Below are 26,822 nucleotides of genomic sequence, written 5' to 3'. Positions count from 1 at the left end.
TCTCAATCGAGGGATAAAAAGCTCTATTTGTAGTTAATGCCTACCAATAATATATTTGGGGAGTATTTATATATAAATACTCCCTTTAACACATCTCACTTTAGGAATTTCATTTTGAGGAAACTTCCATTAGACGAAACTCTTGTAGCCGCTTATTTTTAAGTTCTGCCACATACATGTTTCCCTTTTCATCAACAGCTATATCGTGAGGGATTTTAAGTTGTCCTTCTTCTTTCCCCCAAGACCCGAAGCGTTCTATAACATCACCATTCTTATTTAAAATAATAATCTGGCTAGTAAGATTGTCTCTTGAACCATTTAAATAATTACCGCCATCTACTACATATATCTTTTTATCCTTTCCTACTTCGACACCAAACGGTCTGCCAATCGCAACATTATCCCACTCATCAATAGCATTTCCTTGACTGTCGAACACTTGGATTCTGGCATTATTGCGGTCAGCTACATAAATATTACCTTCGTCATCACTACTAATTCCATGTGGTAAATTAAACTCACCAAGCTTATCACCAAGCTTATTTACTTGCCATTCTAATTTTCCATTTGAATCAAATTTGACTATTCTATGATTTCTGTAACCATCTGATACAACAAATGAACCATCATTCAAGACTGTTACATCTGTAGGTCTAGCGAATGTATTATCATTTATAAAAGTAGGGAAATGGGGCATTTTATTTCGAATCCGTAAACTCCATTCCAAGCCAAATGAATAATCATCGCCAAACGTTTGGAGAAGTTGCCCCTCTGGACTAAATTTAAATACCTTATTTAATGAGATATCTGTTACCCAAATTTGATTCTTGTTATCAATGTCGATACCATGAGGAGATTTGAACAAATGCTCTCCCCAAGTATTCTTAACCTTCTTCGTTTTTCCATCTAAAACAACTATTGTAGGTTCTGCAATGTAGTTGCTGTTTCCATATTGTCCACTCGCACGATGTAAATAGTATATGTCCCCCTTAGAGTTAACAGCAACTCCACTTCCTTCACCAGTAGCTTCTCGATCTGCTGCTAAAAGGATTGTTGCCTTATAAGATGCAGATTTTACGATCTCCTTAGGATGCGATTTATAAACTACAGCTGATTTTCCAAAATTGAAAATGAAAATAAGGGAAAAGATTACTAATGTGACCAAAAATGTGATTTTAAATTTTCTCATGCTAAAATCCTCCTGATTAATTAAGTTGCGTGATTTATCTTACCTACAATGAACTTCATATAAAATAGACTCAAGATATATTCTGTATACAACTTAAGGCGTATAGAGCATGTGAGTACGCAGATGAGCCAAGCAAGCGTTCTAAACGAAGCAGACGTCAAAGCTAACTCTTAAACGAAAAGGGTTAGCTTTCTCTCTTCCGCCTAGCCTCTTTTAAAAACCATGTCAGAAAATCTAACATGGGTGTAGAATCTGCGCTGAAACTGTATAGAATGAAAAGAAACAGTTAAGCAGGGGGCGTTCTTTATGGAAGAAATTATGTTTTCGCTAAACAGTGTCTGGCTTGTGCTAGGTGCACTTCTCGTCATTTTGATGCAAGGTGGGTTTATCTTACTTGAAGCAGGTTCGACACGAATGAAGAATGCCGGGCATATTGCAGGTAAAACGGTCTTTACGTTTGGATTGGCATCCATCGTATTCTGGGCTGTCGGTTATGGGTTTATTTTTGGAGGGAATTCTAATTTCTTTATCGGTTTGTCTGACTTTTTCTATTCTGGTGATCAAGCGGATGGTATGCCGTATTCAACAGCTGCATTTTTCTTATTTCAGCTTGCGTTTGCTGGCATCTCGTTAACCATTGCGTTCGGCGGATTTGCTGAACGTGCAAAATTGTCTGCATACCTTGTGTTTGCGGTTCTATTTTCAGTAATCGTTTATCCGGTTGTTGCTCACTGGATCTGGGGCGGCGGATGGTTAGCAGAACACGGCAAGCAAGATTTTGCTGGTTCGACGGTTGTTCACTTAACAGGTGCGATGGCTGCTTTCGCGGCAACGATCTTACTGAAACCGCGTATCGGAAAGTTCAATAAAAATGGGACATCGAACAATATCTTTGGTCACAATCAAGTGTACACAGCACTAGGTGTTATCGTTCTTTGGGTAGGTTGGTTTGGTTTTAATGGGGGAAGTACGTTTGTTGTTGATGATGGTTTCTTCGGGTTTGTTGCGCTGAATACCAACCTTGCTGCTGGAGCAGGAGCGGTTGCTGCACTTATTATTTCTTGGATGGTTCTCGGTAAATCGGATATCCCAACGATTTTGAACGGTGCGTTAGCAGGACTTGTTGCCATCACAGCATCATGCGCGTTTGTTGAAACGTGGGCAGCGGTTCTCATCGGATTTGTTGCAGGTATTCTAGTATTCTACTCTGTGAAGTTATTCGATAAATTAAAAGTAGATGATCCGATTTATGCGCTAAGCGTTCACGGAGCAGCGGGTGTTTGGGGTACATTATCAACGGGTCTTTTTGCAACACCAGAACTTGCAACAGTTGGTAAGCCTGGATTGTTTTATGGAGGCGGCTTCTCGCAGCTTGGTGTTCAAGCGATGGGTGTTTCCGTATCAGCGCTTTACGCGTTCGTTGTTTCTTTCGCTCTATTATACGGTATGAAAAAAGTGATGAAAGGACTTCGTGTATCTGAGGAAGAAGAGATTATTGGACTGGACGTGAGTGAACACGGAAACTACGGTTATCCAGAAGCGTTCATTACGAATGAAGAGAGAAACAGAATTGCAAATTAATCGTGATAAACAGCATTGGGGACCTTTCCTCAATGCTTTTGTCGCATAGGGTGTGTGGAAATGACTTATTCATCAATTAAAAAATATCGTGACAGTGAGTGGGACCATCATGATCGATCCTCACATGAGTTAAATGCGTTTCACGATGAGATCATGAAGAAAGTTTTTGACGCAGCATTAGATATACAATCAAATAATTTTGGAGCTCCGCCTTGCAACTATTCTTGGTTTGTTATGGGAAGTGCGGGCAGATTTGAGCAGGCCATTATCAGTGACCAAGATCACGGCTTGATTTATGAAAAAGATACCGAAGAAGCGTCTCGATATTTTATGAAGTTCGGAAAAGAACTGGCTGATGCTTTGAATGAAGTCGGCTATCCGTATTGTGATGGCAATGTGATGAGTTCAAATTCAGTGTGGTGCAAATCGAAAACAAAGTGGAACGAACAGCTCTCAAAGTGGTTAAGAGAAGAAAGCTTTGAAAGCATTCGATTCCTATTGATTTTTTATGATGCGCGTATGCTCAGAGGAGAAAAGGAATATATCGCTGAACTTAAACAGACGGTACATGACTATATTAAAAAGAATCCGCCTTTCCTGGAGAGGCTGTTAGAAAACACCCAGCACGTAAAGAAGGCGGTAGGATTTTTTCATCAATTTTTAACAGAAACACACGGCTCACATGCGGGCAGCATCGATCTGAAGCAATCAGGCTTTTTTCCGTACGTAAACAATGTCCGGCTCTTAGCGATGAAAGAAAGTGTCAATGCCACTTCAACGCTCTCAAGAATTGAGGAGCTTACAAAGCTTCCGAAATATCAGCAAGAGCTCAGTTGGTGCGCCGCAGAATTTAAAAAGCTTCTTCACTACAGACTTCAGTATCATAAGAAAATGACGGAAAACTATGATGATATTCACTATCTAAATATAAAAGAACTCAGCAAAGAAGAACGAAAAGACGTGAAACATATTTTGTTAAACGGTCAAAAACTACAAGACTATACACAGTCTGTCATTAAAGGAACGATGCACAGATGAGGATGAATCCGCTCATACAATTTATGAAACAAGTTCAGGGGAAAATAAACTCAAGCGTGTATGCATCGTTACAAGGACAATCGAGTCCGCAGCATGTCGCTTTTTTGAGACAGCTTGAAAAAGAGTTAAAAGTGGAAGAGAGCTTAGTTGTTCCGCTAAAAGAATTGAACGTCGTCGTGTTCGATCTCGAAACGACTGGATTTTTTCCGGAACAAGGTGATGAAATTCTATCAATCGGTGCTATAAAGGTGAGAGGCGGTGAGGTCCAGCAAGAGGATACCTTCTATTCTCTTGTACGTTGTACCCGTGAACTCACTCCAGAAATAAAGGAGCTTACAGGTATTGAAGAAAGTGATCTTGAGGCAGCGCCTGAACTATCAAAGGTACTGGTCGACTTTTATGATTTTGTAAAAGGCGCTGTGTTAGTAGCGCACCACGCCAGTCATGAAAAGAAGTTTCTGCAGCACTACAACTGGAAGCTTTTCCGCAGTCAGTTCAAACATCGAATCGTAGACACATCATTTTTATTAAAACTAGCAGAGCCCAATGTGAGCCTTGTTCGTTTAGAAGATTGCTGTGATCACTGCGGTATTCCGGCTGTTGATCGGCATCATGCATTAGGAGATGCGAAGATGACGGCGGAGCTATGGAGTATTTATGTTGAGAGAATACAAGCATTAGGTATGAAAAATTTAAGAGAAGTCTATGAACGGCTATCTCGATAAAACAGCTGGTACCTTAAGGTTAAGGAGCCAGCTGTTTTAGTTTCTCATATTAAATTGTGCGTTAATCTGACCACGAATCATCTTGTTTCGTTCGTCACGTTTCTGTTTCTTCGTCAATTCCTTTTTGATTTCATACGTTTGTACACCATCTTCAATCTGATCGGCAATCTCCATAAGCCGTTCAACGTCGGAAAACGAGTACTTACGGGTTCCTTTTCCTGTTCTTTCAGGAAAGATAAGCTTTCGCTCTTCGTAGTACCGGATCTTCCGCTCGGATAATCCGGTCAGCTCACTAATAATGCCGATCGACATGACTTTTTTATCTTTATAGGATGTTTTATCAACAGACATTCCACTCCTCCTAAACATGTGAATAAAGAACCTAACCGGACAATGATGAATATTGTTATTTATTGTATCACATTTATGTTAGGTTTTCTTACATATATTTTATTCCAGTTTAAAATGATGGTGAGCACAACTTTATTCTATTCACATCAGTCCCAGAATATCTGTTAGTAAGGGGAGGGTGAGAAATGGAAACGTTCGAGGCCATCATTAACAGAAGAAGTATCGGGAAAGTAAAAGACGATCCCGTCCCAAAAACCTTCATTGAAAAAATGTTAAAAGCCGCAACTTATGCTCCCAACCACTACCGAACAGAGCCATGGCGCTTTTTTGTGTTAACCGGGGATAGCAGAAAGAAACTGGGTGAAGTGTTAGAAGGAATTACAAGAGCAGATAACGCTGGTTTAGAGCCTGATGAACTGGAAAGGAAAGCGGAAAAAGCACGCAACAACCCGCTGCGCGCACCAGTTATTATCGCAGTCGCGGTAAAGCCGAGTGATAAGAAAAACGTGATTGAAATAGAAGAGTACGCTGCCGTTCATAGCGGTATCCAGAATTTGCTGCTTACCGCGCATGAGTTAGGTTTAGGAGCAATCTGGAGAACAGGTGCTTTAACCTATCGTACAAAGGTAAAAGAATTCTTTGGATTAAGTGCGAACGGCGCAATTGCGGGATTTATCTATGTTGGTTATCCAGATATGCCTATTAAAACGGTGAAGAAAAAGGGGTTTGAATCACATACGGTGTGGATGGATTGAGAGGGCTGCTATTAAAGCTGCTCTCTCTTTTTGAGATTAATAGGTATAAATAAAGTTGAATAAATATTCTGAACTATGACATAATAGACAAATGTTATTTTGAAAGCGTTTTATGTAATGAATAAGGAGGAGCTGCAATTGAACAATGAACTGAAATTAAACAACGAACTTAAACACGCATCAATAGGTAACAACGTGTCACCTCCGCAATCACTCGGACAAAAATTAAAAATGATCGGACCAGGTTTCGTGGTAGCTGCCACTGGAGTAGGGACAGCAGATATGATTACAGCGATCGTAATCGGTACTTCATTTGGTATGACGTTTGTTTGGGCAATCATACTTGGATCTATTCTAAAATATTATTTGAACGAAGGAGTTGGCCGCTGGTACCTTGCAACAGGACAAACCATCCTGCAAGGGTGGCATTCAATCGGAAAATGGGCAACTGGTTACTTCGGTGTTTACTCCGTTATATGGGGTTACATATATGGTGCGACGGCAGCCATGACATGCGGTTTAGGCATGCATGCGATGCTTCCGATTATGCCGATTTGGGCGTGGGCTATCGTACATTCATTATTAGGCTTTGCGCTAGTGTGGACAGGCCGTTACTTACTTTTTGAACGAATTATGACTGTCTTGATCGGCGTAATGTTTATTACGATTATTGGGACATCATTGCTCTTTTTACCTTCAATCGGTGAGTTTGCGGATGGATTTGTCCCTCAAATGCCAGACGGTTCACTCATGCTTGCTCTTGGATTGATTGGGGGAGTTGGTGGAACGATTACGATGGCCTCATATGGATATTGGCTTAGAGAAAAGAACTGGAAAGGAAATGGATTTATTCCGATTATGAGACTAGATACTAAAGCGGCTTATGTCATTACGGGTATTTTCACAATGGCTGCTCTTGTAATTGGAGCTAAGTTTTTATTCGGAACCGATGTGAAGCTTGAGGGGGACCAAGGACTCCTTAATCTAGCTGATCTGCTAGGTCAAGAGTTCGGAACACCTTTACGATGGCTCTTCTTAGTAGCTTTTTGGTCAGCGGCCTTTACTTCACTTCTCGGTGTTTGGAACGGGGTACCTTATTTGTTTGCTGATTTCTTAAGGACCATTCGGACAAAAAAGTCAGATTTAGATAACGTTAAACCTGTAACGGAAAAAGATAAGTCGTACCGTGCTTATCTGGCTTGGCTGACATTCCCTCCTATGCTAATTTTCTTTTTGGGAAAACCTGTTCAGCTTATCATCATTTACGGAGTATTAGGCGCATTGTTCATGCCTTTTCTAGCGCTCTCCCTTATTATTTTATTGAACTCTAAAAAAGTGGAAGAAGAATACCGCAACAAGTTGGTAACAAACGCTGTGTTAATTGGTTGTCTCTTAATGTTCGCTTATCTTGGAATAACAGAACTCCAAAAGCTGTTTTAAATGTATAAAGCCCTCGTGTTAAACGTAAAGGGTTCCGTTTTGAGGTGCTTTTCTAAAAATACTTACTGAAATGACAGTCGCTTTGGCATCGTTATTGGTATATAAAAAAGCAAAACTCGCCAAAGTAATTGGCGAGTTTCTTTATTAGGAATACCAAACCATTATTTAACTAAAGCCCCTTTTTGTTAAAAAAATTTCAACAAAAAAGCCGTTAATCCCCTAGTTCAACGCCCCACCATTAAAAAATTATATCTCTTCTTTTTTTACATCTTCTTTTCCTCTTAAGACTCATTAAATCTTGCCATCATATAAGTATTATAGTATTTTCCGTCTGAAAGGATTCTATCTTTTTTCATTAACCCTTCTATTTCAAAACCAAGTCTTTTATACAAATCAATGCCGTTTTGGTTTGTTTCAAGAACTCCATATAATACCATTTTTTTAATGCCGTTAAAGTCAGCCCAGGAAATTGTTTCTTTCATAAGATTTTTTCCAATCCCATAACCCCAGAAATCCTTCAGAACACCTAATCCAAATTCAGCTTTATGTAAGAATCTTTTTAAATCATAGCCTACACATCTTGAATAACCAATTATCTTACCATCCGATTCGGCAACTAAAAATAAGTTATTAGGGTGGTTCGTATCCGTTTCTATTATTTTTTCAAATCCTGCTGGGTCTATAAAGTCCTCTCCCTTTTCTCTGTCCATATTTTCGGTTTCTCCGTCAATCTGTAATCTTAATTCAGACAAGTTTTTTGCATCACTTTTAGAAGCAGTTCTAATAGTATAGTTTAATCCTTTAACAATAAAATCTTTTTGATTAATAATCATCAAACCCACTCCATTCATTAAAAAAACAATATTTGAGATAGCTATTATACTTCTAACTTCGAAAATGAAAAAGGAAAATTCACCATTTATTAAATACTTTGTTGTCAACCCTAATTGGGCTAAACTGCCCCGTTAGTTGAATAAGGATCAATAATATTGGTACTCAAAACGGCACTGAAATTGACAGCAGTTTGGGCTGTCTTTTTTATTCGAACAATACTTATTGTCCATCATAAAAAATGATGTCAATTGCTATATCAAAGTTAAATAAATTCCGCAGAAACTTTGATAAATAAAGTAAAAGACGTATGCCAATTCATACGTCAATTCTTTTGTCATTTATTAAGAAAGCACCCGAAAACGGAACCCTTTAGTGTTAAACGGGGGGCTTTTTGCTTTCTAGAACCTCTTTATTTGCAATTAGCTGTGGATTTCCATCGATAATAAAAGAGAGTATGTTATCCACACTCGTTGATAAGAACTTGTTAAACATATTGTCTGTTTTCCATCCGATGTGCGGACTGAGAATCACATTTTGAAGCTGAAGGAAAGGATGGTCGGGGCGGAGGGGTTCTTCTGAAAATACGTCCAATCCGGCTCCTGAAATCCACTTTTCACTTAACGCTTTTACGAGTGCCTCTTCATCAACCACTTCACCTCTTGATGTATTGATAAGGAAAGCATCATTACGCATGATTCTGAAATGTTTCTCCGTAAGCAGATTTTTTGTGGCTGGTACGAGTCTCACGGCAATACGTCATGAGCATGAGCGCGTTCTTCTGTTAGCCGAGGTCCCCAAGCCACAACGTTCATGTTAAATGCTTTAGCCATTTTCGCGACACCTGAACCGATTTTGCCGAGTCCGATAATGCCCACCGTTTTGTTTTCCAAACCTCCCCCAACCGACTCCACCCAATTGCCTTTTTTCAGCTCTTGATCCAAGTGTAATAGATTACGAGCGTATGCAATCATCATGCCGAAGATCAGTTCAACAACTGCTGCAGAACCTCCTGGAGTTGTAGCGACAGGAATGTTAAGCTTATTGGCTTCAGTCATATCGATGTGAGCAAGCCCTGAACCTGTCTGAGCAATCAGTTTAATATTTATAAGCTGCTGCAACACCTCTTTTGAAAACACAGTACGCTCTCTGATCGGTATGATGATGTCTGCGTGTTTAATGCGGTTAATTAGTTCATCCTGTGCTGGTTTGTCGTGATAGATTTTAACGGCAAAGTGCTTCTGCAAGCGTTCAATCTCAGGATTTGATGCAAAGCTTTTTTCCCAATCATCCAAAATGACAACGTTCACGGTTTTTCAACCCCTCACTTGTTTGATATTTCCATTTTATAATAAAAAAGCAGCTCTGCTTAGGTAAATTTATTTTTAAAATATGGTATTCAATAGCAGGCAACCTTGTTTAGATTTCTAGGGAGGACAACGATTGGAGGATAAGTGGATACTGCATATCAACATTCAAACCTTCATAGAATATCAAAGGCCTGATTATTATATAGTGTGCGGAGGAGACGTATGAAAATTCTTCTGTTATCTGGCGGTTCTGGAAGAAGACTATGGCCATTATCGAATCAGATCAGATCCAAGCAGTTTCTGAAACTCTTAAGTACAAAGAACAACAAATATGAATCCATGCTCCAAAGAGTATGCAGACACTTGGATTCTGTTGGCCTTCTTTCGTCTACTTCTATTATTACGTGTCAAGATCAAGTGGATATGATTTATAATCAGCTTGAAAATAAGGTGCCGCTAATTATTGAACCTGTACAAAAAGGGACGTTTTCTGCAATCTCACTAGCAGTCACTTCTTTTAACTCACAGCCGAAAACCAATGTTGAAGAATTGGTTTGTGTACTGCCTGTTGATACTTTTGCAGAAGTATCTTTTTATCATTTGTTAAAAAAAATACCTCATATTCTCCAGAAATCAAAAGCTGACCTTGCACATTTAGGTGTAGAGCCACAATTTCCTTCTGATCAATTCGGTTATATTGTTCCTGATAGTAATACGAATAAGACGGATGACAATTATCAAATTAGTCATTTTATTGAAAAGCCAAGTACCAATATAGCGTTACAACTGATTAAAAAGAATGCCTTGTGGAATTGCGGGGTCTATGTTTTTTCAATCAGGTATATGATTCAATTTTTAAAACATCTAAGTTTTCCTACAGACTACGACCAAATGCTAAAGATTTATCGTGAACTGCCTGATGTAAGTTTTGATCAAATGGTCGCACAACAAAGCAAGCGTTCAATAGTTATTCCTTATCAAGGACTATGGGATGATATTGGAACATGGGGTGCATTAAGTAAACATATGAAGTCACATGAAATAGGTCCATGCAAACTATCGCAAGACTCGGTAAATACACATATTATTAACGAGCTGCATCAACCCATCTATGTGATCGGTATATCAGATAGTATGATCGTAGCAGGACCTGATGGAATTCTCGTTGCAAATAAAACTCGAAGTTCTGATATTAAGAAGTTCATAACTGATGAACCTCCACGTTATGTGGAAAAACGGTGGGGAAATTATAGAGTTTTAGAAAAGTCGATAACGAATGAAGGCAAACAGTCTTTAACGAAAATGATAAACATCCTCCCAGGCTGCAACATAAGCTATCAATGGCACAAGGAAAGACAAGAGATTTGGACAATCGTTTCTGGTACAGGGGAATTTATATTCAATGATCAATTAACTACCATCAAAGCTGGGGATGTTCTTCAAATTGCTCAAGGTTCCAAACATGCTGTTAAGGCTGTTACACCTCTACAAATCATAGAAGTTCAACTCGGTTCCTTGCTATCCGAAGAGGACATTACACGAATTACTTATTCATGGGAAGAGGCAGTACAACTCTGTAATTAAGGCGGGTTGTTTATGATTTCAGTGATATGCTGCACGATGAGACCACAATTTATGGACAATGTGTTTCAAAACTATAGCAATCAAAAGTGGAGTGAAAAAGAACTTATCATTATTTTAAACAAAGATCATTTAAATATAAATAAATGGAAAAAGGAAGCAGAATCCTACAAACATGTCTCAGTCTATCAGCTGCCTGAATCTCACACATTAGGTGAATGCTTAAATGCAGCCATTCAAAAAGCAAAGTATGATTACGTGGCAAAATTTGATGATGATGATTATTATGCTCCGCTTTACCTCAATCACGCCATGGAAACATTGCATGAGACAAAAGCTGATGTTGTCGGAAAAAGAACAGTTTATATGTATTTCGAAAATGAAAAGCTACTCGTTGTAAACAATCCGGATCGGGAGAACATGTTCGTTAGACAAGGCTTGAAAGGAGCAACTCTTTTTTTTCATAAAAAGATATGCGAGAGTATCGAGTTTCCCAAATTAAACCTTGGCGAAGATACAGTTTTTTTGAATCAGTGTGTGAATAAAGATCTTAAATTGTATTCTGGGGACAAAAGACATTATGTATGTTTACGTTCTTCAAATTCAAATCATCACACCTGGAATGTCAGCAATACCGCACTCAAAAGAAAATCATCAAGCGTTTGCTTTACAGAAGATTACAAGTCCATCATTCACGAATAACAAGTAAACGAATCTACTAAAAAGGAGATTGCGATGAAAAGCTATCAAGTGGTGTGGAGAGGACCAGTGCTGGATGCCACAGGTTATGGAACGGCAAGCAGAGAATATGCCCTCGCTTTAGACAGGCAGGGAATCGATGTAAAAATTGAAACCTATACTTGGAATTTTCCTTATAACATGCAAGATGAAAAGAAAAAGAAAAGGCTGCAGCAACTCATTGATAAACCAATTTCAAACCAAAAACAAAAAATATTAATCTATCATTCTCCACCAGCAGTTATTTGTAAAAAAGAAAAAAAGGAATTTGACTTCTGCATTCTTAATACCGTTTGGGAAACCACTCGGATACCTGATACGTGGCTGCCTATCCTCTCCACATTTGATGCCATTTCTGTTCCATGTACGCATAATGTACATGCTCTGAAGAACAGCGGTGTTCGTATTCCGATATTCCTGGTGCCGCATGGAGCGGACACCAAGATGTTTAACCCAGACAATAATAGAATTACGCTGAATGAAGCAGAAAACAAATTTGTTTTTGTATCCATCTTTGATTTTCAGCATCGAAAGAATCCTGAAAGTTTACTCCGTGCTTATTGGGAAGAGTTCACAGCGAACGACCGTGTACTGCTAGTGATCAAAACATATGGCAGTTCACGTAAAAAAATAAGAACAGCCATTACGAACTATAAAAGGAAATTGGGGCTTGGTGATACTGCACCCATTTATATAATGACGGGAATATGCAGCGAGACTGAACTAAAAGGAATTTACACCGCAGCAAATGCGTTTGTCCTCCCAACAAGAGGGGAAGGTGTAGGATTGCCTTTTATTGAAGCATTATCAAGCGGCATACCTGTTATTGCAACTGGGTGGGGCGGACAGATGGATTTCTTAAACAAACACAACTCGTTTTTAATTGACTACGAGCTAATGAATCCTTCCACCAGCATGAATAGTGATCACGCCATCTCCACCATCTACAGAGAATTTGCAGAAGACGGACAGCTTTGGGCTGAAGCAAATGTTGATCATATTAAAAAGCAAATGAGATTCGCCTATGAAAACCCCGATCTTTGCAGACAAAAAGGAAGACAAGGCAGGAGAGATATGCAACACATGACATGGGATCGAGCAGGCATCTCACTAAAACAAATGGTTGAGAAGATAATAGGTTCCTAATTTATGAGCTTATCAATTTCGGTCTTCATATTTTGGACAATGCTGTTCCAAGAATAATTTCTGTTAATATAGTGCTGTCCTTGTGCAGCCACTTTTTTTAAGAAGTTTGGATCATTTGGATAACGATTCAGTTTATAAGCAAAGTCTTCTCTTTCTGTATGAATATAGTGTTTCATGTTAGTCAGATTTAAACCTCGCACACCGCAAAGAGTAGAGAATAGAGGTATTCCTGCAGATAAGTACTCTAATGTCTTTAAGTTTACGCCAGCTCCTGTAAACATGGGATTAATCGCTATATCAGACTCTGAAAAGAGTTTTATTTTCTGTTTGTGCCGAACTCTTCCTAAAAGTTTTATGTTAGGTTTGGCAGTTGAGTTTGAAAAAGGAGCACAGCATCCTCCAGCAATGACAAAGTTAATTTGAGTACACCTTTCAGCAAGGTGATGCACGATAAAATCTACAGATTCAATGTTTGGCGGATAATCTGCTCCAATAAAGAATGCAACAGGTTTTTTATTAAACTCTTCTTTTCTCGGAAGCCATTCATAAGGATTTATCCCATTAGGAGCGATTTTAACTTTGGCAGGGTTGGCTTGATACATCTTAGTGAAATGATTTTTTTCGTTTTCAGAAGTTGAGAAAACAAGTTCGGCACCCGTAACCAATTTCTTTTCAAGGTCGAAAAGGGTAGGTAGATAGTTTCGTGCATTCTCATTTTTCCAAATTTGTTCAGCTAGCCTATATTCGTGATTGTGGCTGTTATACATCCTTGGCTTATGGTCTTTTCCGATATACGAATCAACGCCTAATAAAAATGGTGACTCATGAACAATTAAATGACTTGAAGGATAAAGTGTATCAAAATGCTTTTTGAACAAAGTGGGGTATTTTGAAAGTTCGGTTTGTATAATCATTGCAAATTCATACGTTAATTCGTTATGTTGTAGCTTTTGGACAACCTTATTGTAGTAAGGGTCTTTAGGGACTTTATATTCTCTAAAAGTGGGAGAATGCTGAAAAACCCCCTGCTTGTGGCCAAATGTTTGTGAAAGAAGTGTAATATCAAAATGTTTGCTGAGTTCTTCATAAATGTGAAAATACCTTAGTGTGCCGCCGCTCGTCGGAGGTATGACAGTTGGAAAATGATTTAAAACCAAAAGTCTTTTCATCGTTTTTCATTCCTTTTCACAACACGCTGAAAAACATTCAGTGTCTCTTTTGCACAGTTTTCCCACGAAAAAATCTTTGAGCGCTCGATTCCTTGAATAATCATTTTTTTTCTGATCTCTGGACCTAAAATTTTCAACACTTTTAAAGCAATATCTTCAGGATCCTCTGGATTAAAATGGATGGCTGCATGACCTGCTATTTCTGGAATACTTCCTCTATCGGAACAAACAATAGGACACTGTGCTTTCATCGCTTCCACTAAAGGAATACCGAAACCTTCATAAAGAGAGGGGAAGATCATGAACGATGCGTTGGAATAAAGAGAGGGCATATCCTCTGGTGGGACGTAACCTAAGATATTTACTTGCCCTTTCAGTTCATTTTCTTGCAGGAAGTCTAGTACAGATTGATAAACACGGTTATCGCTAGATGCATATCCCGTAAGAACTAGAGGTATACGCTTTTTAAAGGTATCTCTGAGAACAACAAGTGCTTTAAGCAGGCTGATGTGATTTTTATGTGGATTATAGCTGGAAGGGTAGATCGCGTATCCTTCTTCAAGTGAGTATTTTTTCTTTATTTTCTCTTTAAGAACATCAGTAGGGAAATTGCGGAACACCATTGGAGCATCTTGATATACTGCATAAATTTTTTCCTTTGGGATGTGAAGGTTCTTTGCAATAGCATTTCTTGAAAACTCCGAAACAGTTAAAACTGCATCGAATGAAGATGCAAAATGTTGATAATAACGATTGTTATCAATGAGCCCACCGTGAACAAATTGTGGATAGGCGGTATGCAGAACATCATGAATAGTTGCTATTGAAGGAACAGGTACGTTTGGAATGTACGATTTGTGTATAGGTGAAAACCAAAGATCGAGTTGACACTCAGCAATTAATGGATAAATAGAGTCATGAACTTTGTATTCTTTTATCATCAATTTTTTTAATCGATCCTGATAATCAGGAAACAGGTCTCTGCATGGTCTTGTAAGAAATAAGAATAACTTTATATTCTTGTCCATCGTTAATAATTGTGAAATAAGATTGGTTACATATTGTTCAACCCCGCCAAATCTGTCATTGGTAAGTGATAACAAGTTCACACCTATTCTCATATGTATCCTCCTCATTACATATTTGCCTATTCAATTTCAAACTAATTATATGTTCAAGAATACGATGACGTGTGCATACATTGTTAAGAACGTAAAATACATTGCGCCCATTCATTCTAATCAGCACACTCATTAATCATGGTTGAAGGTTAAGACAGTCGGTGCAGAATAAATAAAGGAGTGAACATGGATGAGTGATAAGAAAGTAGAAAGAAGGAAAGTTAAAATTACAACAGGACCTTTTCTTGTTCCAGAAGAAGTGGATTCGGAACTACAAGGGGGCAGGGAAAACGACAGAATTATTATTATTCTTAAGAACCCAACAGACGAATACTTAAAAGTAAAAGTAAAACTGGGTATTTGCTTAGAACCTAAAAAAAGTCCCAACGGCTTATTTAATGTATATAAAGACATTGAAGAAAAAGAAGTAAGTTTAGGGTGGTTCAATTTAAAACCACATTCGTGCACAAGAATTGAAAGAAACAAACCGCGAGATCTTGGTGCAGGTAAAGATGAACGGAATGCCGTATTTCGAATAACAGCGAAAGGTGATTTCAATGTTTGCTCTCGTGGGGATACAGTGCTTTGTGGTCTAGCTGAAATTTCTGTAATTGGCGGAAGTGTTTTTAATTTTCAAGAGCCAGGACTTGAGCAAGCAGATGCAGCGCTGTTTTTTCCTTTCAGAAATTTTGTAGTATGTAAAAGTTACGATTAATATTTTCGTAATGCGCTTACAAAGTTGATTGGAATGTAAGGTGCGAGAATTCTGAAACGGAAATCACATACTTAGCAACAATGTATGTAAATAGTCTATGTAAATAAATCAGACAGCTCCTAATCAGGAGTTGTCTTTATTTATTTAATCAATTAAGGTAATTCCATTAGAGGGGATAAGAATGATTTGCAGAAAATAGAAAATAAAGAAGTCAATCGTTTAATAAAGGGAGTGCTATGTATGTACGAACAAAAGACAAAAGAAACCAATCATAGTGTTGTAGAGTTTATTGAAAATGTAGATAGTCAGAAAAAGAAAGAAGATGCCTATAAGCTTCTTGATATCTTTACGGAAACAACAGGTTTTGAAGCTAAGATGTGGGGGCCAAGTATTATTGGATTTGGCTCGTACCATTATAAGTACAAAACCGGGCATGAAGGGGACGCGCCACTAGTCGGGTTCTCGCCAAGAAAGGCGAAGATCAGCCTCTACTTTGCACCAGGAGATCCTAATCGTGAAGAGTTACTGAGTAAGTTTGGTAAACACACAACAGGTGCGGCATGTGTGTACATAAATAAGCTCGCAGATGTTGATGTGGATGTGTTAAAAGCGATGATCCAGCAATCCGTGGACTTTTTGCTAAGAACATACCCTCAGGAGTAGTGTAGAAAAGAAAAAGTAAGGAAAGGAGCCCGAAATGGACTCCTTTTTAAGTGGAATTATTATTTGTGTTTTTTCTTGCAGCCGCAGCTTTTTTTCTTCTTTTTCTTGCATTTCTTACATTTTAAATAGATATAGCTTGAAGAAGAAGATTCACATTTGTGTTTTTTCCAACAACCCATCGAAATCACCCCGTTTATTTTCACAACACGATTAACCTGTGCTGGTACTACATCATATGCACGGAGAGGACAAGTTGTTTAGACGCATGAACAAGTCATTTGTTTTTTTATGAAAATCCAACAATAGAATTTTAAAAACATGCTATCATTAAACAAAACAATAGGAGTTGAGTGAATATTGAAACAAGAGATTATGGAACGATTTATTACGTATGTGAAAGTAGATACGCAATCTAACGGAAGAAGTGAAACGACTCCTTCAACAGAAGGGCAGTGGACGCTAGCAAACATGCTGGTGGAAGAACTAAAGGAAATCGGCATGCAAGAAGTTACAGTCGATGAAAACGGCTATGTAATGGCAACTCTTCCATCCAATACGGAAAAAGACGTGCCTGTCATCGGTTTCTTAGCCCATGTCGACACAGCGACGGATTTTACAGGAACGAACGTAAAGCCGCAGATCGTCGAAAACTATGACGGGGAAACGATCACATTAAACAAAGACTTACATATTGAATTATCTCCAAGCGATTTTCCTAGCTTAAAAGATTACAAGGGACACACACTAATCACAACAGATGGCACAACACTGCTTGGTGCAGATAACAAAGCCGGAATCGCTGAGATCATGACCGCGATGAAGTACTTAATTCAACACCAAGAAATCAAGCATGGAAAATTAAGAGTAGCGTTCACACCTGACGAAGAAATCGGCCGTGGTCCGCATAAGTTTGATGTTGAAGCGTTCGGCGCGAAGTATGCGTATACGATGGACGGCGGGCCATTAGGTGAACTTGAATATGAAAGCTTTAATGCAGCTGATGCGAGGATTCGCATTCTGGGCAAAAACATTCACCCAGGATCTGCAAAGAATAAAATGGTGAACTCGGCTAAGATAGCGATCGAACTGCAAAGCAAATTGCCAGCAGAAGAAGCGCCGGAACACACAGAAGGCTATGAAGGGTTTTATCACCTGATTGGATTAAAAGGCGGCGTGGAACAAACGGACATGTATTACATCATACGTGATCATGACAAAGAGCTTTTCCAAAAAAGAAAGAACACCATTCAAACAATCGTGGATGAATTACGCGAAAAGTATGGTCAGGATAAAATTACGTTAGAAATGAATGACACGTATTACAACATGAAAGAGAAAATTGAGCCGGTAAAAGAAATCGTTGATCTTGCTTCAAAAGCAATGAAAAAGCTTGATATCGAACCAAACATCAAACCGATTCGCGGTGGTACAGACGGTTCGCAGTTATCATTCATGGGATTGCCGACGCCAAATATCTTTACAGGCGGGGAAAATTACCACGGCCGTCACGAATACATCTCGGTTGACAACATGATTAAAGCAACACATGTAATCATTGAACTTGTTCAGCTGTTTGAGCAGGAAGCATAAACGATACAAAGCTAGCCGATTCAGGTTAGCTTTTCCTGTTGTTTTTGCTGGGTGTTGGGTAGCGAATAGCTGAGATGAGGGGATAGGGCAGGTTCATGCTTGTCGAGTTATGTCGACTCGCCGATATATGGGGAAAAGTCGCCGGATTATAGCTGAAACTCGCCGGAAAAACTTCAAAATTTCTAGAATTCATTCAAAAATTTCTAGAATTATTGAAATATATACCCCACCTAGTATAAGAGGAGAGCGTTTTAAGAGCGTATCAACACCTACTGTTGAACTTACAAGAAAGAATAAGGAGGCACTGTAGATGAGCTATCCAATCCGAGTAAGAGCAGGCGCGTTGATTATCGAAAACGACGCGATTTTGTTGATTGAGTTTGATGATCAAAATGGACTTCATTACAACCTGCCTGCGGGTGGTGTTGAAGCACATGAATCCGTGAAGGAAGCGGTAAAACGAGAAGCGAAAGAAGAGGCATCTATTGATGTAACTGTCGGTCCACTCGCATTTGTTTATGAATATGCGCCACACTTGGCGGATTACCGATATGGAGAGACACACTCGTTAGGGCTCATGTTTAAATGCACGCGAGATGTGGACACAGAACCTTCTCTGCCAGGTCAGCCAGATCCGAACCAAACGGGAGTGAAATGGATTCCGTTATGTGAGCTGGATAGCATCGTGTTATATCCAAGAGTACAGAAACAGATTTTGGCGTACGTACAAGAAGAAGCGAATGGTAGTTACATTGTAGAACAAGATTTAGAAGAGTATCCAATTATCTTGTAAAGTTCAATTTATAAAATTCAGAAAAATAGCTGTCATTAACACAGCGAAATCTTTATACTATAGATACATAAATAAACTCATCAGTCGTTTTTAATATATTCTTAAGGAGGATACACATGGAGTCGTATTTTTTTGAACGAAACAGAAGCAGATTAAAAGAATTGCTGCCTGATGAATCATTAACCATTTTATTCGCTGGTAAAGCACCGCAAAAGTCGGCGGATGAACATTACCCCTTCGTGCCAAACCCTAACTTCTACTACTTAACGGGGATTACCGAGCAGAACGTAATGCTGTTGCTAAAGAAGAACGGCACAACATTTGAAGAAACGCTTTTTATTGAAAAAGCGGACCCTGTTATGGAAAAGTGGGTTGGTAAGACGGTTTCAAAAGAAGATGCTGAAAAGCTCTCAGGAATCAAAGACATCAAGTATGTGGATAGCTTTGAGTCAACGATTGATGGCAACTTTTTCACAAATCAAGCGAAGCACGTTTGTTTAGATTTAGAGCGCCGCGGCTGGAACGGTGAGCCAACAAGTACCTCACTATTTGCAAAACACATTCGTGAGCACTACCCGCACGTTACCATCCAGAACGTGTACCACGAGATCTCTGAACTTCGCGTGTTTAAAACAACAGAAGAGATTCAAAAGATTAAAGAAGCCATCGCGATTACGAAAGAGGGCATCTACAGCGTGCTGAAGCACGCAAAAGCTGGGATGATGGAATATCAGCTGGAAGCTCATTTCGATTTTACATTAAAGTCAAACGGGATCCGAGATTATGCGTTCAAGACCATTACGGCAAGCGGAAAAAATGCGACGGTTCTTCACTATGAGCACAACAATGCCCGTACGAATGAAGGAGAGCTTGTGCTGCTCGATCTTGGTGCACAGAAAGATTATTACAACGCCGACATCAGCTATACGTTTCCAGTAGACGGCAAGTTTTCTGACCGCCAAAAAGTACTGTACAATATTGTACTAAAAGCTTTAAAAGAAACAACAGCGATCATCAAGCCAGGTCTTGAGTTTGCAGAACTTAATAAGTTTGCAAAGAAAATTCTGGCAGATGAGTGCAAGAAAATTGGCTTGATCCAGGAAGACGAGGAGATTTCAAAATACTATTATCATGGTGTCGGCCATTTCCTAGGTCTCGACACGCATGACGTTGGTTCGTATAAAGATCGCATCTTAGAGCCAGGAATGGTGATTACGATCGAGCCTGGATTATATATTGAAGAAGAGTCGATTGGAATCCGTATCGAGGACGATATCTTAGTGACGGAAGACGGATTCGAAAACCTATCAAAAGATATCATACGTGAAGTGGAAGAGATTGAAGAGTTTATGGCGACAAAAGGTGTTCAGGCTGTTCAAGCATAAAAGAGGATGAGAAGAGGTTTAATAGCCTCTTCTTTTTTTTGCTCAAGAATAACAAATGACAAAAATAAATATTTGTCATTTGTTATTTTGTGAGGTATGATGTAAGCAACATGATATGGAGGGAACAATAATGAAAACAAGAAAAATTGGAACAAATGGTCCTGAGGTTTCATCAATCGGATTAGGTTGCATGGGAATGTCTGATCTTTATGGGAATACGGATCGAACGGAAAGCATCGCAACCATTCATGAAGCACTTGAGAAAGGCGTCACGCTTTTTGATACGGGTGATTTTTACGGAGTGGGCCACAACGAACTGCTTTTGCGTGAAGCTCTCCAAGGAACAAAACGTGAAAATGCTTTTATTGCGGTTAAAACAGGGGTGCTTCGATCTCCAGATGGCGGCTGGATTGGAATGGATAACCGTCCGCAAGCGATTAAAAATGCATTAGCTTACACCCTTCAACGTATAGGAACAGACTATATCGACCTTTATCAACCAGCGCGTGTCGACCCAAACGTACCAATTGAAGAAACGATCGGCGCGATGAGTGATTTGGTTAAAGCAGGTTATGTGAAGCACATTGGCCTTTCTGAAGCGAATGCAGAAACGGTTCGTAAAGCACACGGAGTTCATCCAATCAGCTGGCTTCAGATCGAGTACTCACTGTTTAGCCGCGGAATCGAAGCTGAAATCCTTCCAACATTACGTGAGTTAGGCATTTCACTTTCTGCATACGGCGTGCTTTCTAGAGGATTATTAAGTGGAAAGTGGACGAAAGAGCGTCAAGGTCAAATCGACTTCCGCTCGTTCGCACCTCGTTTTATGGGTGAAAATCTGGATCAAAACTTAGCATTAGTTGAAGCGTTGCGTCAGATTGCCGAGGAAAAACAAGCAACAGTAGCGGAGATTGCGATTAGCTGGGTATTGTCTCAAGGCGAAGATGTGATTCCATTGATTGGAGCACGCAAACGCACACATTTAGCAGATGCGTTTGGTGCGCTGAATTTAGTGCTGTCCACATCAGACCTTGAAAAAATCGAAGCAGCTGTTCCGGCTGACAAAGTAGCGGGAACACGTTATGCTAAAGAACAGATGGCAATGTTAGGAGTAGAATAAAGAATGGCAGAACCTTTAACGAGGGAACAAATTTTAGATACAACCGAACAAGTTCTTCGTCGCTTCGGACTGGATAAAACGTCAGTCGTTGATGTAGCTCGTGCGCTCGGTGTGAGTCATGGGACATTGTATCGTCATTTTGCAAGCAAGGCTGCGCTAAAAGAAGCGGTTGCTGAACGCTGGCTACATGAAGTGTCCACACCACTCGGGAAAATGGTTGATGAAGAAGGCTCGGCGTTCGATAAAGTGAGAAGCTGGATCGAAAGACTCATTCATATCAAGCAGTCGAAGGCGAAGGAAGATCCGGAATTGTTTGCGATGTATAACGCGCTTGCTGAGGAATCCGTTGAGGCCATCACCGCACATATTCACGAACTGATCGCTCAATTAACAAAGATTGTTGAAGAGGGTATTCAGGGTGGCGAGTTTCAAAAGCGTAATGCTCATGAACAGGCTGCAGCTCTTTTTTTTGCTACGGCTCGGTTTCATCACCCAGCGCTTGCAAAAGAATGGACATCACCGCATATTAAGCAAGAATTTGAACATGTGTGGAGTTTGATTATGTCAGGTCTAGTAAAGGAATCATAAAAAGAGGCTGCTTCAAAGGAGGATTTACCTTTTGAGCGGCCTTTTTTCATAGAAATGAGCTTTCTTTACTTTTTATTTAAACGTCGAATCCATTCACCAATAAATGAGATTTTCGCATTCTTTGACTTTAACGGCCTCAGTGAACGACCTGAAAGATACATCTTGATGTTTTTCCATAAAACTAAACCTTGCTCCGAGCGACTTTCAGCAACATTCGAATTCCCTGCAATCGTGATACATTTCCCCACGCCAAACAGAAAAGGAAATTCAGTATTCTGCAGCGTATCCTCAACGACCATTAAGCCTTGGTTATCAACAGGTACTAATGCTTGCTTAAAAAGAGAAACCTTCATTTCAATATCAAAAGAAATCACATCGAAACGGTAAATTTCACCAGAAAAGCTCAACAGCATTTTCTGTAAAGGATCAAATGAGATAATCGTATCTTCTATAAAAGTTACGTTAGCTTTTTGACATAATGCGGTGACATCCGTTCGATTATTTTCGTCAGCTATCATTGTGATCTCGATATCTGTAAATTTCTCTTTTTGTAAATGCTGAAGAACCGACAAATGCACTTCTCCAGCTCCAATTAATAATAATTTAGTCAAAACAAAACACTCCTGAATGAATGATGGTGTGTCTATCATATCGATTTTTCATAACAATGGCTAATCAAAATTGTAGGGGGTCTGTCCCCGGGACAGACCCCCTACAATTTAATTCACACTTACAAACGCTTCTGTGGTTTCTTCAATTCCTTGTTTTAAGATAGAAATCATTTCACTAAGCTCTTCTTTGGAGCTTGCAAGCGGGGGCATAAAGACAACAACATCACCAAGTGGCCTTGTTAACATGCCAAGTTGCCGCATCCGTAAAGTTGACTTATAGCCGATGCGTTCTTGCCATGGAAAAGGTTCTTTCGTCTGTTTATCCATCACGAGCTCAATGCCGCACATTAACCCCAGCTGGCGGACATCACCAACATGTTTTAATTCCTCAATATTTTGCAGTTCATACGCTATATATGCCATTTTTTCTTGCACTTTATCTATCAAGTTTTCCTGTTCGTATATTTTTAGATTGGCAAGTGCTGCCGCGCAGCCAAGCTGGTTTCCTGTGTACGAATGGCCGTGGAAAAAGGTTTTAAACTCTTCGTATTCCCCATAAAAAGCATCATAAATTTCTTCAGTTGCCATGGTCGCAGCAATCGGTAAATATCCCCCGGTTATTCCTTTTGCAATTGTCATCAGATCTGGTTGAACATCCTCGTGTTCAATTGCAAACATTTTACCCGTTCGGCCAAAGCCAGTTGCGACTTCATCTACAATCAAAAGAATATTAAACTTTCGGCAAAGCTTTTCGACACCCTTCAAATAGCCAGGTGGCATAATATTCATTCCTCCTGCTCCTTGAATAAGAGCTTCTACCGTTATGGCCGCGATCTCTTCATTGTGCTTCTCAAATATTTTGTGCAGCTCATCCAAAGCTTCATCACGAATAACATCTAAATGCTCACTCTCATGACGATAAACAAGAGGAAAAGGTGCCTTAATGGATTCGAACATAAGAGAACCGTACACGCGGTGATAAAGATCTACAGCTCCTACAGAAATAGCACCGACTGTGTCTCCGTGATATCCGTTGGTTAACGTTACAAATTTTCGCTTAGAGGTATAACCTTTGTTATGCCAATATTGATAAGCCATCTTGATTGCGATCTCAACAGATTCAGCACCGCTATCCGAATAAAAGGTACGTGTTAAGTTACTAGGTGTAATCTCTACCAATTTTTTTGCCAGTTCAATGGCTGGAACATTCGAAGCTCCGAGCAGGGTAGAGTGCGCGATTGAATCAAGCTGCTTTTTGATTGCCTCATCAATCTCCTTTTTGCGGTGACCATGTATATTCAGCCAAAGCGATGAGTAGCCGTCCAAGTATTCATTTCCATAAATGTCTCTTAGTCTAACCCCTTCACCACTCTCGATAATTAGGGGATCTCGTTCGTAATCTGTCATTTGTGTAAAAGGCAGCCATAAATGTTTTTTGCTGTTCTCTAAAAGGGTCTGCTGGTTCATCGTATTAGATTCTCCTTTTTAAGTAATGGTGCAAATAGTGATTGTGTCGTGCTTGGTTCTTGAAAAGCAATCTTTAAATCATGCAGAGGTGGTACGATGCCGAGTACTGGTACACCAGTTAATCGCTGGATCACGTGGATGTTATCTTTTTCAATCGTTTCGTCTTCGCTATGTATGCTGTTTAAAATGACACCTTCAATTGGTATGTCAGCTGCCTGCAAAGCCTTAATGGATAACACAGTATGATTAATCGTGCCGAGACCCGCACGGCCAACGAGTATCACAGGAAGTTGCAGATCTTTCATCAGGTCAATCATGCAATAATCATCCTGAATCGGAACGATCACTCCTCCTGCGCCTTCAACCAACACCATCTCGTGATCTCTTCTGAGAGAGGCAACGTGCCTTTGTATGCTTCCGAGATCGAATTTTACATTCTCTTCTTCTGCGGCAAGGTGTGGAGAGCTCGCCTTCTTTAAAACATATGTACATGCTTGCGCCAGATTGAGCTGCGGCAGAGCTCTTTTATACATCTGGACATCGGGCGAAACGAGCGCTCCATTTTCCAAAACACCACCGCTTTGGATCGGCTTATATGGAAAAACATCTACGCCTTTATTTTTAAAATAAGAGACCATCAAACTCGTAACAACCGTTTTTCCAACGTCAGTATCTGTTCCTGTAATAAAATAACCAGCCATTGTTAACCACCTCTAAATTATATGTAAACCTAATTTACATTTAAGTTAACATATGCGAAAATGTTATTCAACGAACTTTTTATTCATTTTTTAGGAGGTAACCTTATGAAAACGAAGAATATGATGATCTGTGCTCTGTTTGCAGCGCTCATGGCGGTTGGGGCAAACGTGTCTCCTTTTCTAACGATCGGGGGAGTTCCAGTAACGTTACAGTTGTTGTTTGCTATATTAGCAGGTGGAATTTTAGGCAGCCGATTAGGTGCAGTCTCAATGGTAACGTATATGTTAATTGGTCTTGTGGGTGCCCCTGTCTTTGCACAGTTTAAAGGAGGACCTGCTCAGCTTTTAAGTCCCACATTTGGTTTTATTCTATCGTTCATTGCCGTCGCCTATGTAACGGGCAAGCTAGTAGGTGACAAAGTGCATGCGTCAAAAACTTCTTACTTAACAGCGGCTTTACTCAGCTTATTTTTAAATTACATGATCGGAACGAACCTAATGTTTGCAGCTTTCAAGTATTGGGCGGAAACACCTGATGGATTTAGTTATCTTGTAGCGTGGGGGTGGATGGCAGCTTATCTTCCGATTGATATTGGAGTGGCGATTTTATCATTTGCTCTAATACCCAAACTGAAAGTAGCGCTTAAAGGAACGTTTCGTGTTGAAAAAGCAGCGTAAAAACGGGAGGCTCACTTGAGAAAGAAATTTCTTGAGTGCTGGCCTCTTTTTATTACGTAACAATTTTCTAGTTTTTATATAAAAACCACTGTTTACTCTTTTAGTATCTAAATTTGCGTATTAAAATGGATAAAACAACACAGAGAAATGAAGGAGTTAATAGGGATGGAAATCATAGAATTGTACAATGTTGATGAGAGTATAGACGAGCTTTCTGATCTTTTAATAAATGTAGTTGGTGAAGGAGCTTCCATCGGGTTTTTGCCGCCTCTTACAAAAGCGGATGCTGACTCATTTTGGGAAAGCTGTGTTAAACCTGACGTGTTCTTGTGGATTGCAAAAGTTGATGAGAAGATTGCTGCAACCCTCCAGCTTCACTTATGCACAAAACCAAACGGAACACATCGTGCGGAAATTGCTAAGCTTATGACACATCCTTCGTTCAGACAAAAAGGAATGGCAAAACAGCTCATGCTGCATGCGGAAAAAAGAGCGAAACAAGAAGGACGATCGCTGCTGATTTTAGACACAAGAGAAGGGGACCCCTCTAATTTTCTTTATCAGTCCCTTGGCTATAAGGAAGCTGGACGTATCCCGAGTTTTGCACAGAATGCAGAAGGCGGCATAGATACAACGGTCTTGTACTATAAAATGATTTAAGAGGACTGATGCCATAGTCCTTTTATTCAGGTTGACAATATACCCCATAGGGTATAATATAAGTCTTAGAAGTTAATCATGCATAGGAAGGTGAAAACAATGGAATACCTTAATTATATTCTTTTTGCTCTTATACTATTGTTTATTGTACAGCGCTTTATGCCGACTAAAGGTGTGAAAAACATCTCGACGCAAGAATTAAAAAAAGAACTAAAAGACAAGAAAAAACAGTTTATTGATGTCCGTACCCAAGGAGAGTTTAACGGTTACCACATTCCTGGATTTAAAAACATTCCGCTTCACCAGCTTTCTAAAAAAACGGATAAGCTATCAAAAGATAAAGAAGTGATTGTGATCTGTCAAAGCGGCATGCGAAGCCAAAAAGCAAGTAAGGTTCTTTTGAAATCAGGATTTACAAAAGTAACGAACGTAAAAGGAGGAGTCAGTGCCTGGAATTAAAAAGGAGGAAATGATGTTGAAGCAGTTTTCAGTAAAAGAAGTAGAAACAAAGTTAAATGAAGGACAAGCGTTAAATATCATCGACGTACGTGAAGTGGATGAAGTGAAAGAAAGAAAAATTCCTGGTGTTACACATATTCCACTCGGATTATTGGAATTCCGTTTGCACGAGTTAAACAAGTCAAAGGAATATGTTATGGTGTGCCGTTCGGGTGGAAGAAGCGGACGTGCGTGCCAGCTTCTTGATAGCCATGGATTTAAAGTAATCAATATGGCAGGCGGAATGGATTCATATGAAGGAAAGACTGAATAATTTTTTTACGGCGCATACCCAGAGTGGTATGCGCTTTTTTTAGCAAACACTGGGCTATTTCATATGAACTTAGGGTATACAAGTAATTAAAAATGTTGATGCAT

General features: G+C 39.5%; 29 protein-coding genes. 19 read left to right on the top strand and 10 right to left on the bottom strand.

What is annotated here, in order from left to right; genetic code table 11:
• Positions 1-109: 109 nt before the first annotated feature.
• Positions 110-1,189 carry a peptidyl-alpha-hydroxyglycine alpha-amidating lyase family protein gene (locus QUF49_RS15170; protein ID WP_289496488.1) on the bottom strand — a complete coding sequence of 360 codons (1,080 nt, stop codon included), beginning with the start codon at positions 1,187-1,189 and terminating at the stop codon, positions 110-112.
• 306 nt (positions 1,190-1,495) lie between these two features.
• Between QUF49_RS15170 and QUF49_RS15165 the strand changes: the two genes are divergently transcribed.
• The 3 genes from QUF49_RS15165 to QUF49_RS15155 are packed head-to-tail and all read left to right on the top strand — an operon-like array spanning position 1,496 to position 4,533.
• Positions 1,496-2,770 carry an ammonium transporter gene (locus QUF49_RS15165; RefSeq protein WP_289496487.1) on the top strand — a complete coding sequence of 425 codons (1,275 nt, stop codon included), beginning with the start codon at positions 1,496-1,498 and terminating at the stop codon, positions 2,768-2,770.
• A 60-nt stretch (positions 2,771-2,830) separates the two neighbouring features.
• Positions 2,831-3,808 carry a DUF294 nucleotidyltransferase-like domain-containing protein gene (locus tag QUF49_RS15160; RefSeq protein ID WP_289496486.1) on the top strand — a complete coding sequence of 326 codons (978 nt, stop codon included), beginning with the start codon at positions 2,831-2,833 and terminating at the stop codon, positions 3,806-3,808.
• A gap of 23 nt (positions 3,809-3,831) precedes the next feature.
• The gene (locus tag QUF49_RS15155; protein ID WP_289496485.1) at positions 3,832-4,533 is read left to right on the top strand and encodes an exonuclease domain-containing protein; all 702 of its coding nucleotides are present in this window, start codon (positions 3,832-3,834) and stop codon (positions 4,531-4,533) included.
• Between the two features lie 36 nt (positions 4,534-4,569).
• Here the strand turns inward: QUF49_RS15155 and QUF49_RS15150 are convergent, their stop codons facing one another.
• A complete protein-coding gene (locus tag QUF49_RS15150; protein ID WP_289496484.1) occupies positions 4,570-4,884 on the bottom strand; it encodes a MerR family transcriptional regulator in 315 nt (104 codons plus the stop codon).
• A 185-nt stretch (positions 4,885-5,069) separates the two neighbouring features.
• Here QUF49_RS15150 and QUF49_RS15145 point away from each other — a divergent pair, with 185 nt between their 5' ends.
• Together QUF49_RS15145 and QUF49_RS15140 are read left to right on the top strand one after the other, a co-directional pair.
• Positions 5,070-5,639, top strand: coding sequence for a nitroreductase family protein (locus QUF49_RS15145; protein ID WP_289496483.1), 570 nt, complete (start codon positions 5,070-5,072; stop codon positions 5,637-5,639).
• Positions 5,640-5,777: 138 nt separating this feature from the next.
• Complete coding sequence (locus tag QUF49_RS15140; RefSeq protein ID WP_289496482.1) at positions 5,778-7,079, top strand: Nramp family divalent metal transporter; 1,302 nt, start codon at positions 5,778-5,780, stop codon at positions 7,077-7,079.
• A gap of 281 nt (positions 7,080-7,360) precedes the next feature.
• Here the strand turns inward: QUF49_RS15140 and QUF49_RS15135 are convergent, their stop codons facing one another.
• From QUF49_RS15135 to QUF49_RS15125, 3 genes are all read right to left on the bottom strand, one after another.
• Positions 7,361-7,912 (bottom strand): GNAT family N-acetyltransferase, encoded by a 552-nt coding sequence (locus QUF49_RS15135; RefSeq protein ID WP_289496481.1) that lies wholly within the window; start codon positions 7,910-7,912, stop codon positions 7,361-7,363.
• Positions 7,913-8,288: 376 nt separating this feature from the next.
• Entirely contained in the window at positions 8,289-8,606 is a 318-nt protein-coding gene (locus QUF49_RS15130) for an NAD(P)-dependent oxidoreductase (protein WP_289496480.1), read from the bottom strand.
• 50 nt (positions 8,607-8,656) lie between these two features.
• Positions 8,657-9,220: an NAD(P)-dependent oxidoreductase gene (locus tag QUF49_RS15125; RefSeq protein ID WP_289496479.1), complete on the bottom strand. Its 564-nt coding sequence runs from the start codon at positions 9,218-9,220 to the stop codon at positions 8,657-8,659.
• A gap of 222 nt (positions 9,221-9,442) precedes the next feature.
• On the opposite strand from QUF49_RS15125, the gene QUF49_RS15120 reads away from it, so the two are divergent.
• From QUF49_RS15120 to QUF49_RS15110, 3 genes are read left to right on the top strand one after another with little or no spacing between them, the layout of a single operon-like run.
• Positions 9,443-10,804, top strand: a complete 1,362-nt coding sequence (locus QUF49_RS15120) for a sugar phosphate nucleotidyltransferase (protein WP_289496478.1) — start codon at positions 9,443-9,445, stop codon at positions 10,802-10,804.
• A gap of 12 nt (positions 10,805-10,816) precedes the next feature.
• Complete coding sequence (locus tag QUF49_RS15115) at positions 10,817-11,503, top strand: glycosyltransferase family 2 protein (protein ID WP_289496476.1); 687 nt, start codon at positions 10,817-10,819, stop codon at positions 11,501-11,503.
• A 33-nt stretch (positions 11,504-11,536) separates the two neighbouring features.
• Positions 11,537-12,685, top strand: coding sequence for a glycosyltransferase (locus QUF49_RS15110; RefSeq protein ID WP_289496475.1), 1,149 nt, complete (start codon positions 11,537-11,539; stop codon positions 12,683-12,685).
• Here the strand turns inward: QUF49_RS15110 and QUF49_RS15105 are convergent.
• On the bottom strand, positions 12,682-13,854 hold the full coding sequence (locus QUF49_RS15105) for a glycosyltransferase family 4 protein (RefSeq protein ID WP_289496474.1): 1,173 nt from the start codon (positions 13,852-13,854) through the stop codon (positions 12,682-12,684). The two genes, QUF49_RS15110 and QUF49_RS15105, sit on opposite strands and share 4 nt — an antisense overlap.
• A complete protein-coding gene (locus QUF49_RS15100; RefSeq protein ID WP_289496472.1) occupies positions 13,851-14,975 on the bottom strand; it encodes a glycosyltransferase family 4 protein in 1,125 nt (374 codons plus the stop codon). Before QUF49_RS15100 ends, QUF49_RS15105 begins: the two co-directional genes overlap by 4 nt.
• Positions 14,976-15,165: 190 nt before the next feature.
• Here QUF49_RS15100 and QUF49_RS15095 point away from each other — a divergent pair, with 190 nt between their 5' ends.
• From QUF49_RS15095 to QUF49_RS15065, 7 genes are all read left to right on the top strand, one after another.
• Positions 15,166-15,690, top strand: coding sequence for a hypothetical protein (locus QUF49_RS15095; protein ID WP_289496471.1), 525 nt, complete (start codon positions 15,166-15,168; stop codon positions 15,688-15,690).
• A 240-nt stretch (positions 15,691-15,930) separates the two neighbouring features.
• Positions 15,931-16,353 (top strand): DUF1801 domain-containing protein, encoded by a 423-nt coding sequence (locus QUF49_RS15090; RefSeq protein ID WP_289496470.1) that lies wholly within the window; start codon positions 15,931-15,933, stop codon positions 16,351-16,353.
• 357 nt (positions 16,354-16,710) lie between these two features.
• A complete protein-coding gene (gene pepT, locus QUF49_RS15085) occupies positions 16,711-17,943 on the top strand; it encodes a peptidase T (RefSeq protein WP_289496469.1) in 1,233 nt (410 codons plus the stop codon).
• A gap of 310 nt (positions 17,944-18,253) precedes the next feature.
• Entirely contained in the window at positions 18,254-18,736 is a 483-nt protein-coding gene (locus QUF49_RS15080; protein WP_289496468.1) for an NUDIX domain-containing protein, read from the top strand.
• 116 nt (positions 18,737-18,852) lie between these two features.
• Complete coding sequence (locus QUF49_RS15075) at positions 18,853-20,121, top strand: aminopeptidase P family protein (RefSeq protein ID WP_289496467.1); 1,269 nt, start codon at positions 18,853-18,855, stop codon at positions 20,119-20,121.
• 130 nt (positions 20,122-20,251) lie between these two features.
• Positions 20,252-21,241 carry an aldo/keto reductase gene (locus QUF49_RS15070; RefSeq protein ID WP_289496466.1) on the top strand — a complete coding sequence of 330 codons (990 nt, stop codon included), beginning with the start codon at positions 20,252-20,254 and terminating at the stop codon, positions 21,239-21,241.
• Positions 21,242-21,244: 3 nt separating this feature from the next.
• On the top strand, positions 21,245-21,829 hold the full coding sequence (locus tag QUF49_RS15065) for a TetR family transcriptional regulator (RefSeq protein WP_289496465.1): 585 nt from the start codon (positions 21,245-21,247) through the stop codon (positions 21,827-21,829).
• A 65-nt stretch (positions 21,830-21,894) separates the two neighbouring features.
• On the opposite strand, the gene QUF49_RS15060 is transcribed toward QUF49_RS15065, so the two are convergent.
• The 3 genes from QUF49_RS15060 to bioD all read right to left on the bottom strand — a co-directional run bounded on the left by QUF49_RS15060 (position 21,895) and on the right by bioD (position 24,608).
• Entirely contained in the window at positions 21,895-22,440 is a 546-nt protein-coding gene (locus tag QUF49_RS15060) for a hypothetical protein (RefSeq protein WP_289496464.1), read from the bottom strand.
• Positions 22,441-22,548: 108 nt separating this feature from the next.
• Positions 22,549-23,907 carry an adenosylmethionine--8-amino-7-oxononanoate transaminase gene (gene bioA, locus QUF49_RS15055; RefSeq protein ID WP_289496463.1) on the bottom strand — a complete coding sequence of 453 codons (1,359 nt, stop codon included), beginning with the start codon at positions 23,905-23,907 and terminating at the stop codon, positions 22,549-22,551.
• Positions 23,904-24,608: a dethiobiotin synthase gene (gene bioD / locus QUF49_RS15050; RefSeq protein ID WP_289496462.1), complete on the bottom strand. Its 705-nt coding sequence runs from the start codon at positions 24,606-24,608 to the stop codon at positions 23,904-23,906. The genes bioA and bioD overlap by 4 nt, the downstream gene beginning before the upstream one ends.
• A 105-nt stretch (positions 24,609-24,713) precedes the next feature.
• Between bioD and QUF49_RS15045 the strand changes: the two genes are divergently transcribed.
• The 4 genes from QUF49_RS15045 (at position 24,714) to QUF49_RS15030 (ending at position 26,718) form a co-directional block, all read left to right on the top strand.
• Positions 24,714-25,286, top strand: coding sequence for a biotin transporter BioY (locus QUF49_RS15045; protein ID WP_289496461.1), 573 nt, complete (start codon positions 24,714-24,716; stop codon positions 25,284-25,286).
• A 165-nt stretch (positions 25,287-25,451) separates the two neighbouring features.
• Complete coding sequence (locus QUF49_RS15040) at positions 25,452-25,946, top strand: GNAT family N-acetyltransferase (protein ID WP_289496460.1); 495 nt, start codon at positions 25,452-25,454, stop codon at positions 25,944-25,946.
• A gap of 99 nt (positions 25,947-26,045) precedes the next feature.
• On the top strand, positions 26,046-26,405 hold the full coding sequence (locus QUF49_RS15035) for a rhodanese-like domain-containing protein (protein WP_289496459.1): 360 nt from the start codon (positions 26,046-26,048) through the stop codon (positions 26,403-26,405).
• A gap of 16 nt (positions 26,406-26,421) precedes the next feature.
• The gene (locus QUF49_RS15030) at positions 26,422-26,718 is read left to right on the top strand and encodes a rhodanese-like domain-containing protein (protein ID WP_289497672.1); all 297 of its coding nucleotides are present in this window, start codon (positions 26,422-26,424) and stop codon (positions 26,716-26,718) included.
• Positions 26,719-26,822 lie beyond the last annotated feature (104 nt).

This window comes from Fictibacillus sp. b24 (assembly GCF_030348825.1).
Lineage (GTDB): Bacteria > Bacillota > Bacilli > Bacillales > Fictibacillaceae > Fictibacillus.
This window is presented reverse-complemented; position numbering and strand designations above follow the sequence as displayed.

Bases quoted from the DNA above. Each gene is read 5' to 3' on its own strand.
- QUF49_RS15110 (WP_289496475.1), top strand. From the start codon at position 11,537: ATGAAAAGCTATCAAGTGGTGTGGAGAGGACCAGTGCTGGATGCCACA.
- QUF49_RS15150 (WP_289496484.1), bottom strand. From the start codon at position 4,884: ATGTCTGTTGATAAAACATCCTATAAAGATAAAAAAGTCATGTCGATC.
- QUF49_RS15090 (WP_289496470.1), top strand. From the start codon at position 15,931: ATGTACGAACAAAAGACAAAAGAAACCAATCATAGTGTTGTAGAGTTT.
- QUF49_RS15100 (WP_289496472.1), bottom strand. From the start codon at position 14,975: ATGAGAATAGGTGTGAACTTGTTATCACTTACCAATGACAGATTTGGC.
- bioA (WP_289496463.1), bottom strand. From the start codon at position 23,907: ATGAACCAGCAGACCCTTTTAGAGAACAGCAAAAAACATTTATGGCTG.
- QUF49_RS15160 (WP_289496486.1), top strand. From the start codon at position 2,831: ATGACTTATTCATCAATTAAAAAATATCGTGACAGTGAGTGGGACCAT.
- QUF49_RS15075 (WP_289496467.1), top strand. From the start codon at position 18,853: ATGGAGTCGTATTTTTTTGAACGAAACAGAAGCAGATTAAAAGAATTG.
- QUF49_RS15120 (WP_289496478.1), top strand. From the start codon at position 9,443: ATGAAAATTCTTCTGTTATCTGGCGGTTCTGGAAGAAGACTATGGCCA.
- QUF49_RS15155 (WP_289496485.1), top strand. From the start codon at position 3,832: ATGAAACAAGTTCAGGGGAAAATAAACTCAAGCGTGTATGCATCGTTA.
- QUF49_RS15070 (WP_289496466.1), top strand. From the start codon at position 20,252: ATGAAAACAAGAAAAATTGGAACAAATGGTCCTGAGGTTTCATCAATC.
- QUF49_RS15115 (WP_289496476.1), top strand. From the start codon at position 10,817: ATGATTTCAGTGATATGCTGCACGATGAGACCACAATTTATGGACAAT.
- bioD (WP_289496462.1), bottom strand. From the start codon at position 24,608: ATGGCTGGTTATTTTATTACAGGAACAGATACTGACGTTGGAAAAACG.
- QUF49_RS15165 (WP_289496487.1), top strand. From the start codon at position 1,496: ATGGAAGAAATTATGTTTTCGCTAAACAGTGTCTGGCTTGTGCTAGGT.
- QUF49_RS15035 (WP_289496459.1), top strand. From the start codon at position 26,046: ATGGAATACCTTAATTATATTCTTTTTGCTCTTATACTATTGTTTATT.
- QUF49_RS15095 (WP_289496471.1), top strand. From the start codon at position 15,166: ATGAGTGATAAGAAAGTAGAAAGAAGGAAAGTTAAAATTACAACAGGA.
- QUF49_RS15135 (WP_289496481.1), bottom strand. From the start codon at position 7,912: ATGATTATTAATCAAAAAGATTTTATTGTTAAAGGATTAAACTATACT.
- QUF49_RS15065 (WP_289496465.1), top strand. From the start codon at position 21,245: ATGGCAGAACCTTTAACGAGGGAACAAATTTTAGATACAACCGAACAA.
- QUF49_RS15040 (WP_289496460.1), top strand. From the start codon at position 25,452: ATGGAAATCATAGAATTGTACAATGTTGATGAGAGTATAGACGAGCTT.
- QUF49_RS15080 (WP_289496468.1), top strand. From the start codon at position 18,254: ATGAGCTATCCAATCCGAGTAAGAGCAGGCGCGTTGATTATCGAAAAC.
- QUF49_RS15170 (WP_289496488.1), bottom strand. From the start codon at position 1,189: ATGAGAAAATTTAAAATCACATTTTTGGTCACATTAGTAATCTTTTCC.
- QUF49_RS15105 (WP_289496474.1), bottom strand. From the start codon at position 13,854: ATGAAAAGACTTTTGGTTTTAAATCATTTTCCAACTGTCATACCTCCG.
- QUF49_RS15130 (WP_289496480.1), bottom strand. From the start codon at position 8,606: ATGCGTAATGATGCTTTCCTTATCAATACATCAAGAGGTGAAGTGGTT.
- QUF49_RS15145 (WP_289496483.1), top strand. From the start codon at position 5,070: ATGGAAACGTTCGAGGCCATCATTAACAGAAGAAGTATCGGGAAAGTA.
- QUF49_RS15045 (WP_289496461.1), top strand. From the start codon at position 24,714: ATGAAAACGAAGAATATGATGATCTGTGCTCTGTTTGCAGCGCTCATG.